Annotated in this window: 8 protein-coding genes; 6 read left to right on the top strand and 2 right to left on the bottom strand. The window is 66.3% G+C overall.

Annotated features, from left to right (window positions below):
• Positions 1-3: 3 nt before the first annotated feature.
• Positions 4-744 (bottom strand): bifunctional 2-polyprenyl-6-hydroxyphenol methylase/3-demethylubiquinol 3-O-methyltransferase UbiG, encoded by a 741-nt coding sequence (ubiG, locus tag IOC69_RS06640; RefSeq protein WP_290542755.1) that lies wholly within the window; start codon positions 742-744, stop codon positions 4-6.
• Between the two features lie 279 nt (positions 745-1,023).
• Between ubiG and IOC69_RS06645 the strand changes: the two genes are divergently transcribed.
• The 6 genes from IOC69_RS06645 to IOC69_RS06670 all read left to right on the top strand — a co-directional run bounded on the left by IOC69_RS06645 (position 1,024) and on the right by IOC69_RS06670 (position 9,278).
• Complete coding sequence (locus tag IOC69_RS06645) at positions 1,024-2,283, top strand: aspartate kinase (protein ID WP_290542756.1); 1,260 nt, start codon at positions 1,024-1,026, stop codon at positions 2,281-2,283.
• Positions 2,284-2,373: 90 nt separating this feature from the next.
• Positions 2,374-4,641, top strand: a complete 2,268-nt coding sequence (gene ptsP / locus IOC69_RS06650; protein ID WP_290542757.1) for a phosphoenolpyruvate--protein phosphotransferase — start codon at positions 2,374-2,376, stop codon at positions 4,639-4,641.
• Between the two features lie 149 nt (positions 4,642-4,790).
• Positions 4,791-5,936, top strand: a complete 1,146-nt coding sequence (locus tag IOC69_RS06655; protein ID WP_290542758.1) for a helix-turn-helix domain-containing protein — start codon at positions 4,791-4,793, stop codon at positions 5,934-5,936.
• Between the two features lie 254 nt (positions 5,937-6,190).
• Positions 6,191-7,270, top strand: a complete 1,080-nt coding sequence (gene prfA, locus IOC69_RS06660; RefSeq protein WP_290542759.1) for a peptide chain release factor 1 — start codon at positions 6,191-6,193, stop codon at positions 7,268-7,270.
• Positions 7,260-8,111, top strand: coding sequence for a peptide chain release factor N(5)-glutamine methyltransferase (prmC, locus tag IOC69_RS06665; RefSeq protein ID WP_290542760.1), 852 nt, complete (start codon positions 7,260-7,262; stop codon positions 8,109-8,111). Before prfA ends, prmC begins: the two co-directional genes overlap by 11 nt.
• 315 nt (positions 8,112-8,426) lie before the next feature.
• Complete coding sequence (locus tag IOC69_RS06670; protein ID WP_290542761.1) at positions 8,427-9,278, top strand: DUF4167 domain-containing protein; 852 nt, start codon at positions 8,427-8,429, stop codon at positions 9,276-9,278.
• A 7-nt stretch (positions 9,279-9,285) separates the two neighbouring features.
• Here IOC69_RS06670 and IOC69_RS06675 read toward each other — a convergent pair whose 3' ends face one another.
• On the bottom strand, positions 9,286-10,074 hold the full coding sequence (locus IOC69_RS06675) for a formate/nitrite transporter family protein (protein WP_290542762.1): 789 nt from the start codon (positions 10,072-10,074) through the stop codon (positions 9,286-9,288).
• Positions 10,075-10,335 lie beyond the last annotated feature (261 nt).

Here is a 10,335-nt window from a genome sequence, read left to right on the forward strand (position 1 = left end):
CGCTCACCCCTTCTGCGCCACCAGCATGTAGTTCACGTCCATGTCGCGGCTCACCCTCCACTGGCGGGAGAGGGGGCTGTAGGTGACACCCAGCTCTTCCTTCACGGTGAGGCCATTGTCCGCCAGCCAGCCCTTCAGCTCGGCAGGGGTGATGAACTTTTCCCACTGGTGCGTGCCCCTGGGCAGCCAGCCCAGCACATATTCGGCCCCGATGATGGCAAGGCCGAAGGACTTCAGCGTGCGGTTGAGGGTGGCCACGAACATCAGCCCGCCCGGCTTCAGCATGGCGGCGCAGGTCCTGACGAAGGCGTCGGGGTCCGCCACATGCTCGATCACCTCCATGTTGAGGATCACGTCGAACTGTTCGCCGGCCGCGACCAGGTCCTCCGCCGTGCCCACGCGGTAGTCGATGTCGAGGCCCATTTCCTGCGCGTGGACGGTGGCCGTCTTGATGTTGCGCTCCGATGGGTCCACCCCGGTGATCCTGGCCCCCAGCCGCGACATGGGCTCGGTCAGAAGCCCCCCGCCGCAGCCGATGTCGAGAAAGCGCAGGCCTTGGAACGGCTCCCGTTCCAGGGGGTCCCGCCCACAGCGCGCCGTCACCTGTTCCTTGATGAACTGCAGCCTGACCGGGTTGAACACATGCAGCACCCCGAACTTGCCTTTGGGGTTCCACCATTCGGCCGCCATGGCGGAGAACTTGGCGACTTCGGAAGGGTCGAGGGAGGGGGCGGCAGCGGTCATTCTGAAATCCAATTTAATGCTGTGGCGATTATTGCATAAGCGAAACCTGTCATCTATGAGTACGCCGCGCCGCGCCCGGGGGTTCAAATTCCTTCAGAGTTGACCACGAGCGCATGTTCCGCTCAGCCGGAATCGCCTGGACGAAAAGAACATGCGCCAGATCAAAAGCCTGAGCATGATCTTGCCGCAAAAGCGGTTCCACTTTTGCGGATCATGCTTTAGCCGGACCTCCCGAGGAGGGGTTTCCGGGCGGCGGGGGATATGAAAGGTTTAGGGCCGATGGGCCGTCTGGTTATGAAGTTCGGGGGGACTTCGGTTGCGGATATCGCCCGCATCCGCAACGTCGCCCGCCATGTCGAGCGTGAAGCGAAGGCCGGCCACCATGTGGCCGTGGTCGTTTCCGCCATGTCGGGCACGACCGACCGCCTGGTCGGCTGGTGCCGCGAGGCCGCCGCGGTGCATGACGCCCGCGAATATGACGCTGTGGTCGCTTCCGGCGAACAGGTCACCGCCGGCCTGCTGGCGATCGTCCTGCAGGACCTAGGGATACCCGCCCGCTCCTGGCAGGGCTGGCAGATTCCGTTGAGGACCGACGGCGTCCATGGCGCTGCCCGCATCGCCGGGATCGACGGCGACGAGATCAGGAAGCGCATGGACCAGGGGCAGGTGGCGGTGATCGCCGGCTTCCAGGGCATCGGGCCTGACCACCGCATCACCACGCTGGGCCGCGGCGGGTCCGACACCTCCGCCGTCGCCATCGCCGCGGCGCTCGATGCCGCCTGCGATATCTATACCGACGTCGACGGCGTCTACACGGCGGACCCCCGTATCGTCACCGGCGCGCGGAAGCTCGACCGCATCTCCTATGAGGAGATGCTGGAGCAGGCCTCGCTCGGCGCCAAGGTGCTGCAGACCCGTTCGGTCGAGCTCGCCATGGTGTATAAGGTGCCCCTGCAGGTGCGCTCGAGCTTCGAGCCGCCGGATTCGCCCAACCAGAACAAGCCCGACGGGACCGGTCCCGGAACACTCGTATGCGATGAGGAGCGTATCGTGGAACAGCATGTCGTCAGTGGTGTCGCCTATTCCCGTGACGAGGCCAAGGTCTCCGTCCGCCGCGTGAGGGACCAGCCCGGCGTTTCCGCCGCCATCTTCGGCCCGCTCGCCGAGGCCGACATTTCGGTCGACATGATTGTCCAGAACATTTCCGCCGACGGCACCTACACCGACATCACCTTCACCGTGGCGCGCAAGGACCTGCGCAAGGCGCTGGAGGTGCTGAACGCGGTGAAGTCCAGGGTCGGCTTCGACGACCTCGCGCATTCGGCCGATGTCGCCAAGGTGTCGATCGTCGGCATCGGCATGCGGAGCCACGCCGGCGTTGCCGCCAGGATGTTCAGGGCGCTCGCCGAGAAGGGCATCAACATCCAGGCCATCACCACATCCGAAATCAAAACCTCGGTGCTGATCGACGAGGCCTATACCGAACTCGCCGTGCGCGCGCTCCACACGGCCTACGGCCTCGACGCCAAGGTCGCCTAGCAGCCCCATGCGCCACGCCATCAGCCACGTCATGACGAAGGCCCGCCGCTGCAAAGCGGTTTGCGTCTCCGTAAGCGGGGACGGCGGCTGATGGCAACCTCCGCCCTTGGCCCGCGCGTCCTGCTCAGAAGGCTCCGCGAGGTCATGGCGGAGCCGGTGGCGGCGCAGAAGCGCCTCGACAAGATCGTCCAGATCATCGCCGCCAACATGGTGGCAGAGGTCTGTTCGATTTACGTCATGCGGCCTGGAGATTTCCTCGAGCTTTATGCCACGGAAGGCCTCAAGCGGGAGGCGGTGCATAAGTCGAAGCTGAAGACGGGCGAGGGCCTGGTCGGCACCATCGCCAATCAGGCGATCGGGCTGAACCTGCAGGACGCCCGGCAGCACCCGTCCTTCAAATACCTCCCCGAGACGGGCGAGGAAATCTACCATTCCTTCCTTGGCGTGCCGATCATGCGCGGCGGCGCCGTCATCGGCGTGCTCGTGGTGCAGAACCGCACCAGGCGGCTCTACACCGAGGAGGAAGAGGAGGCGCTGCAGACCACGGCCATGGTGCTGGCGGAGGTCATCGCCGCGGGCGAGCTGCGCGAGGTGGCGCGCGAAGTCGCCGCCGACGTGGCGCATGTCCGCAGCCATCATCTCCGCGGCGATTCGCTCGCCGAAGGCGTTGCGCTTGGCCATGCCGTGCTGCACGAGCCGCGCGTCGTCATCCAGAATCTGATCGCCGAGAACGTGCCGGCGGAGAAGCGCCGCCTCGAGGATGCGGTGGCCCAGCTCCGCGCCCATGTGGATGAGTTGCTCGACGGCTCGGACGCGCAGCGCGGCGCCACCGAATATTCCGACGTGCTGGAAACAATCCGCATGTTCGCCCATGACAAGGGCTGGACGAACCGCCTGCGCGAGGCGATTGACACCGGCCTCACCGCGGAGGCGGCGGTGGAGCGCGTGCAGAACGACAACCGCGCGCGCATGATGCGCACCCCCGACCCTTACCTGCGCGAGCGCATGCATGACCTGGACGATCTGTCGAACCGCCTGCTGCGCATCCTCACCGGGGCGATCGCCACCGCGTCCCGCACCGACCTGCCGCAGAACGCCATCGTGGTGGCCCGCAACATGGGCCCCGCCGAACTCCTCGACTATGACCGCTCGAAGCTGCGCGGCGTGGTGCTGGAGGAGGGCGGGCGGACGAGCCACGTCGCCATCGTCGCGCGCGCGCTGGGCATTCCCGCCATCGGCCAGACGGAAGGGCTGATCGACCTCCTCGACACCGGAAGCCCGGTCATCGTCGATGGCGGCACCGGAGAGGTCTTCGTCCGTCCGTCCGCGGACCTTCAGCGCTCCTATGCCGAGAAAGTCCGCTTCTATGCGCGGAGGCAGGCGCAATATGCCGCGCTGAGGGACGAGCCCGCCGTCTGCAGGTCGGGCGAAAGGATCGAGCTCAACATCAACGCCGGCCTCATCGTCGACCTGCCGCATCTCCATGAATCAGGCGCCGACGGCGTGGGCCTCTACCGCACCGAACTGCAGTTCATGATGGCGAGCCGCTTCCCGCGGCTTTCCCAGCAGATCCGCCATTACGGGGCGATCATCGGGCAGGCCCAGGGCAAGCCCGTCACCTTCCGGACGCTCGACATCGGTGCCGACAAGGTGCTGCCCTATCTCCGCCAGCCGAAGGAGGAGAATCCGGCTCTGGGCTGGCGCTCGATCCGCATGGCGCTGGACCGTCCGGCCCTTCTCCGCCTGCAGCTCCGCGCGCTGATGATGGCGGCGGAAGGCCAGCCGATGAAGATCATGTTCCCGATGATCGCCGACATCGAGGAATACAGGCGGGCGCTGGACGCGGTGGAGACCGAGAAGCGGCATCTCCTGAAGCGCGGCCACAAACTGCCCGCACCGCTGAAGCTCGGCGCCATGATCGAGATTCCCTCGCTGCTCTGGCAGCTCGATCATCTGCTGCCGCTCGTCGATTTCGCCTCGATCGGGTCCAACGATCTCGTGCAGTTCCTCTTCGCGTCCGACCGCGGCAACCCCAGGCTCGCCGGCCGCTATGATCCTTTGAGCCCCGCAGCCCTGGGCGCCATGCGGCTCATCGTCGAGAAGGCGGCGGAGCATGGCAAGCCGGTGACGCTGTGCGGCGAATTGGGCGGACGCCCGCTGGAGGCGATGGGCCTCATCGGCGTCGGCCTCAACTCGATCTCCATGGTTCCCTCCGCCATAGGCCCGGTGAAGGCCATGCTGCGCACGCTCGACCGCCGTAAGCTGTGGACCTTCATGCAGCCCCTGCTGCGGAGCCCCCTCCACACGCTCCGCCCCGAGTTGCTGGAATTCGCCCAGCGCAACGGCGTGGTTCTCTGAACCATTCTTCCTGCGGGGGATGCGCCCTGTCTGGCCCTTTTCCCCTCCTTCCGCGGGTGGGAGCGCGCGCCGCCGTCCCCGCATTAGCTTCCCATTCACCATTCTCGGTCATTCTTGGACAAAAGGTAACAGTGCCCGAGAGTGGTATCATGCGTGATGACAGCGTCGAGATGAGCGGTGAGGCCGAGGCCGCCGTGGAACAGCACGGGGAGGCCGCCCCTCAGGAGGAGGCTCACCATCACATCGAGATTCGCGACAAGCCCGATGGCGAGTCAGACCCTCTCGGAGAGGCCGGCTGGTATCTTGAGCATGAGCGCCTGATGCGCGGCCTGTCGCTGGAGGACGCGGCCGAGGGCTGCGGCATTCACCCCTATCACATCGAAGCCATCGAATATGGCGACATGACCTGCCTGCCGGAGCGCGGCGAGGCCCTGGAGATGATCGGCGCCTATACGGCGTATCTGGGCTTTGACCCGGAGCCGCTGGTGCAGCATTTCGCGCAGTTCATGCCGGTGCCGGAATTCACTGCGGACGTGCGCCATCCAGCCAATCCTGGCCCGCTGTCCTCCGCCAGGATACTGTCCTTCGCCAGCTTCGCAAAGCTGCCCAGGATGAAGTTGCGCCGCATTCCCGGCGGTGCGGGCGGCCTCGTCGCCGGCCTCGCGGGCGCCGTGCTGCTGTTCGGTGCGGTGAGCTATATGCTGATGCCGCATGCCGGCAAGGCCCCGGACAAGGTGGCGGACATGTCGGGCGTCGATTACCCAGCCCTGCCGCCGCCCCCGGGCGCCGATCTGATGCCGACCGCCTCGACCGGGTCCGGCACGGCGGATGTTTCGGTGGGTGACGAGCCCATGCCCGCTGAGGAAACCCAGACCGCGGCGGCACAGCCGGAGGGCCGGAACGATCTCGACGGCACCGGCCTCGATGGCATCACGGCGCTGATCCAGAAGAATGTGCCCCAGACCACCGCCTCGACCTCGCCCGCGCCCGGCGCCGCACCCAAGGCTGCCGGCACGCAACAATTCGGCGAAGCCAATGCCGGCAGCCGCCTGACGCTGAAGGCCAAGGCCCCCGTCTGGGTCCGCATCGAGGATGCCAATGGCAACGTGGTGATGACCCAGATGCTGATGAAGGGCGACACCTATCGCGTGCCGAACCGTGACGGGCTCGTCGTCATCGCGCGCGATGGCGGGCTGCTCGACTACATCATCGACGGCAAGGAAAAGGGCATTCTCGGCACGCCTGGCGAAATCCTTGTCGGCCGCTCGCTTGACCTGAAGTCCTTCGAAAGCTGATCCCGCCTCCTTGCGCGCCGCCGTCCGGCGCATTTTCGCTGCCGGGCACCGAGCGGTTGCCGCGCAAGCAGCGCTTCGGCCCGAGCATGATCCGCAAAAGTGGAACCGCTTTTGCGATAAGATCATGCTCAGGCTTTTGATCTGGAGCATGTTCCGGTCAGCCGAAAACCGGTTGACCGTCGAAGATGCGACCAAACAAATAGATGGAGCAGGTTTCGATTCCACTGAACCGGAACCTGATCTAGAAGCCGCCCATGTCCGCCATTCCCCACGAAAAGCTCGACCGGATCATCCAGCGCTTCGCTGCTGTCGAACACGACATGTCATCCGGTGCGGTGTCGGGCGAAGCCTTCGTCAGGCTGTCCAGGGAATATGCCGACCTTGAGCCGGCGGCGAAGAAGGCCCAGGAACTGCGCAAGGCCTATGACGAGCGCCGCGACCTGGACGAGATGGTGAGGGCCGGCGGCGAACTGGCCCAGATGGCCGAGGCCGAGCGCCCGGTGCTGGACGGCAAGATTGAGAAGTCGGAGCGCGAGATCCGCATCCTGCTGCTGCCCAGGGATGCGGCGGATGACAAGAACGTCATCCTCGAAGTCCGCGCCGGAACCGGCGGGGACGAGGCGGCGATTTTCGCGGGCGATCTGTTCCGCATGTACCAGCGCTATGCGGCGTCCAAGGGCTGGCGCGCCGAGGTGATCTCGGCGAGCGAGGGCGAGCATGGCGGCTATAAGGAAGTGATCGCCAATATCCATGGCGCCGGCGCCTTTGCGCATTTGAAGTTCGAGTCAGGCGTCCACCGCGTGCAGCGCGTGCCCGCCACCGAAACGCAAGGCCGCATCCACACCTCCGCCGCCACCGTGGCGGTGCTGCCCGAGGCCGAGGACGTGGACATCAAAATCGAGGACAAGGACTTGAGGATCGACGTCTACCGCTCGTCAGGCCCCGGAGGCCAGTCGGTGAACACCACCGATTCCGCCGTGCGCATCACGCATATTCCGACGGGCATCGCGGTGGCCCAGCAGACCGAAAAGTCGCAGCTCAAGAACAAGAATGCCGCGATGAAATTGCTGCGGGCGAGGCTTTACGAGATCGAGCGCCAGCGCATCGATTCCGAGCGCTCCGCCGCCCGCAGGGGCCAGGTCGGTTCAGGCGACCGCTCGGAGCGCATCCGCACCTATAATTTCCCCCAGGGCCGCTGCACCGACCACCGCATCAACCTCACCCTCTATAAGCTCGACCAGATCATCGAAGGCCCGGCCTTGGAGGAAATGGTGCAGGCGCTGATGACCAATCACCAGGCGGAGCTTCTGGCTCAGCAGGAACATGCCGCCTGACCGGCTGGCGGCACTGCTTGCCGCCGCCACCGCGCGTCTGACGGCGGCGGGCTCGGGCACCCCCACGCTCGACGCCCGCCTGCTGCTGCAGGCTGCCGCCGGTCTCACCCGCGAAGACCTCATCCTCGGCCCAGACCGCGCGCTGACGGAAGAAAAACTCGCCCGTTTCGACAGCTTCATCGCGCGGCGCGAGCGGCATGAGCCCGTCTCCCGCATCCTCGGCGAGCGCGAATTCTATGGCCGCGTCTTCCGGGTGACGCCCGATACGCTGGACCCGCGGCCCGACACCGAGACCCTCATCGAGGCGGCGCTGCCCCTTCTGCCGAAGTCCGGACGCCTGCTCGATCTCGGCGCCGGCACGGGGGCCATCGCCATCACGCTGCTGGCCGAGCGGCCCGATGCGACCGGCATCGCGACCGATCTCTCGGCCGCCGCGCTCGCCGTTGCGCGGGAGAATGCCGCGCGCCTCGGCGTGGCCTGCCGGCTGACCTTCGCGGAGGGCAGCTGGTTCGCGCCGGTCTCCGGCAGCTTCGACATCATCCTGTCGAATCCCCCCTATATTCCAGATCGGGACATTGCGTGCCTGAGCCCGGACGTGCGCAACCATGACCCGGACCTTGCACTTTCAGGAGGAGCCGACGGCCTCGGCCCCTACCGCATCATCGCAACCGGTGCGGCTGCCCATCTGGCGGCGGCGGGGCATGTGCTGGTCGAGATCGGGGCGGGGCAGGCGGAAGACGTCGAGGCGATTTTCGCCCAGTCGGGCTTCCGGTCGGTCGGCCGACGCCGCGACCTGGGCGGCCACACGCGCTGCCTCGTCTTTGTGTGCAGCCAAAAATAGCGTTTGGAAATGAAGGGTCTGTGGGCTAAACAGGAACCGGAAACGCTTTCTGCCCTTTGATTGGTGCCAGGAACGACGTTGGGGCATTGGCGCCGGGATGGCGCAGAGGCCGCAATTGAAATCAGCACAGGCGGGGACATGGCACGCGCCCTCCGGGACTCGCGCCTTTGGCGGAAGCCTCCTCAAACCAACGGGTTAAGCTTGAAGACGCTCGCTTTCTGAGCACATGTGACAACGGATTGCCGCGGAACCCGAGCGTTCCGTGGGGCAATGCCTGCAACCTAAGATCAGACTCAGTCTGAAGATGGAATGTTGATGAGACCGACTCACAAGAACCGCAACCGCAACCGTCATCGCAACGGGGGAGGCGGAGGCGGGGGCGGCGGGGGTAACCCGCTGAGCCGCGTCTATGAGAGCAACGGTCCGGACGTGAAGGTCCGCGGCACCGCTCAGACGGTGGCCGATAAATATCTGCAGCTCGGCCGCGATGCGCAGTCCTCGGGCGACATCGTGATGGCGGAAAGCTATTTCCAGCATGCCGAGCACTATCTGCGCATCGTCTTCGCGGCACAGGCCTATAACCAGCAGAATCAGCCGCAGTCCCGCCGCTCCGACGATGATTTCGACGACGAGGACCTTGAGGATCATGGCGAGGCGCAGGTGGAACAGCGCGGCCAGCAGGGGCAGGGTTCCGAGCCGGAAGGGCTGGGCGACCAGCCCTCGATCGACGGTCAGGAGCGCGCGCCGCAGCAGAACCAGCCCTTCCGCCAGAACCGCGACCGTGACTTCAACCGGGACCGCGACTTCAACCGGGACCGGGACCAGAACCGCGACCATCAGGGCCAGAACCGTGACCGTTTCCGTCCGCGCTGGCAGGACCGCAACGAGCGCCGCAACAACGACCAGCCGGGCCAGGGCGGCGAACCCCGCCAGCAGAACCAGCAGCCACGCCCGCAGGATGGCCCGCCGCGCGGCGAAGCTGCCGCGCCGCCGCCTGCCGCCGCCCCGGACGATGCCGATCGCTGGGAGGCGCCATCCTTCCTGCGCCGTCCGGCCCCTGCGCCGGTCCCTGTCCAGGCCGCTGCCGAAGAGGTTGCCGCACCGCCGGTGAAGCGCCGCCGCACCCGCAAGGAAACCGCCACCGAGAGTTCGGAGGCTTCCGACTGAGGCGTTTTCAGCCGCCTGGCCGGTAGGCCAGCCAATAGGCGAGGGCAACGCCCCCGGCCCCGCCCACGATATTGCCGAGCGTGACCGGCACGAGATTGCCGAGGAAGCCCGCCAGCGTGACATTGCCGCCCAGCGCCCAGCCGAGCGGGATGAAATACATGTTGGCGATCGAGTGCTCATAGCCCAGCAGCACGAAGGCCGAGATCGGGAAGACGATGCCGAGGATCTTGCCGTCCACCCCGCGCGCCGCGAAGCTCACCCACACGGCGAGGCAGACCAGCATGTTGCACAGGATGCCGCGGGTGAAGGCCTGCATGGGGCCGAGCGCCACCTTGGCCTCCGCAATGGCGCGCGCCGTGTCGCCCTTGGGGCCGTCAAGCAGGCCCGAAAGAACCATCAGCGCCACCACGGCGAGCGCCCCGAGCAGGTTGCCGGCGAAGGCAAAGGCCCAATTGCGCAGGAGTGCCGAAGTGCTGATCCGGCCATCGACCCGCGCCATGACGATGAGCGTGTTGCCGGTGAAGAGCTCGGCCCCCGCAACGACGACGAGGATGAGCCCGGTCGCGAAGGCGATGCCGCCGAGGAGACGCGCCGGGCCGAAGCCCGGGGTGGTTCCCGCCAGCACCGCCGTGAAGGCCGCCGCCCCCAGTGCGATGAAGGCCCCCGCCAGCACCGAGAGGGTGAGCAGCGGAATGGCCGGGAGGTTCGCCTTCCTGACACCCGCCTCTTCGATGCGAAGCGCCACTTCGGCAGGCTTGTAGGCGTCGATGCCCGTGGGATCGAGTTTCTGGTCCATGCCCGCTATAGGCCGCATGGCGGATACGCGCGCCTTGATGCAGCGCAAGGTTTGCCGCACGGCGGGGGTCTAGAGCGGCGGGCGGTCATGCAGAATCGGGGTCTTTTCCCTCCCCCTTGTGGGGAGGCGAATCGCATATGGCGGCGGCGTGTCTTGTGCCATGTCAATTTTCCCTTCTCCCGTCGCGGTACGCGATGGGAGAAGGTGGCCGGCAGGCCGGATGAGGGCGTCTTTCCGCATCGGAATCTGTGGAGAAAGGCC

The organism is Aestuariivirga sp. (assembly GCF_020252405.1).
Classification (GTDB): domain Bacteria; phylum Pseudomonadota; class Alphaproteobacteria; order Rhizobiales; family Aestuariivirgaceae; genus Aestuariivirga.

Excerpts from the sequence above, each read along its gene's own strand:
- prfA (WP_290542759.1), top strand. The coding sequence starts at position 6,191 with ATGTCCGCCATTCCCCACGAAAAGCTCGACCGGATCATCCAGCGCTTC.
- IOC69_RS06675 (WP_290542762.1), bottom strand. The coding sequence starts at position 10,074 with ATGGACCAGAAACTCGATCCCACGGGCATCGACGCCTACAAGCCTGCC.
- ubiG (WP_290542755.1), bottom strand. The coding sequence starts at position 744 with ATGACCGCTGCCGCCCCCTCCCTCGACCCTTCCGAAGTCGCCAAGTTC.
- IOC69_RS06645 (WP_290542756.1), top strand. The coding sequence starts at position 1,024 with ATGGGCCGTCTGGTTATGAAGTTCGGGGGGACTTCGGTTGCGGATATC.
- IOC69_RS06655 (WP_290542758.1), top strand. The coding sequence starts at position 4,791 with ATGCGTGATGACAGCGTCGAGATGAGCGGTGAGGCCGAGGCCGCCGTG.
- IOC69_RS06670 (WP_290542761.1), top strand. The coding sequence starts at position 8,427 with ATGAGACCGACTCACAAGAACCGCAACCGCAACCGTCATCGCAACGGG.
- ptsP (WP_290542757.1), top strand. The coding sequence starts at position 2,374 with ATGGCAACCTCCGCCCTTGGCCCGCGCGTCCTGCTCAGAAGGCTCCGC.
- prmC (WP_290542760.1), top strand. The coding sequence starts at position 7,260 with ATGCCGCCTGACCGGCTGGCGGCACTGCTTGCCGCCGCCACCGCGCGT.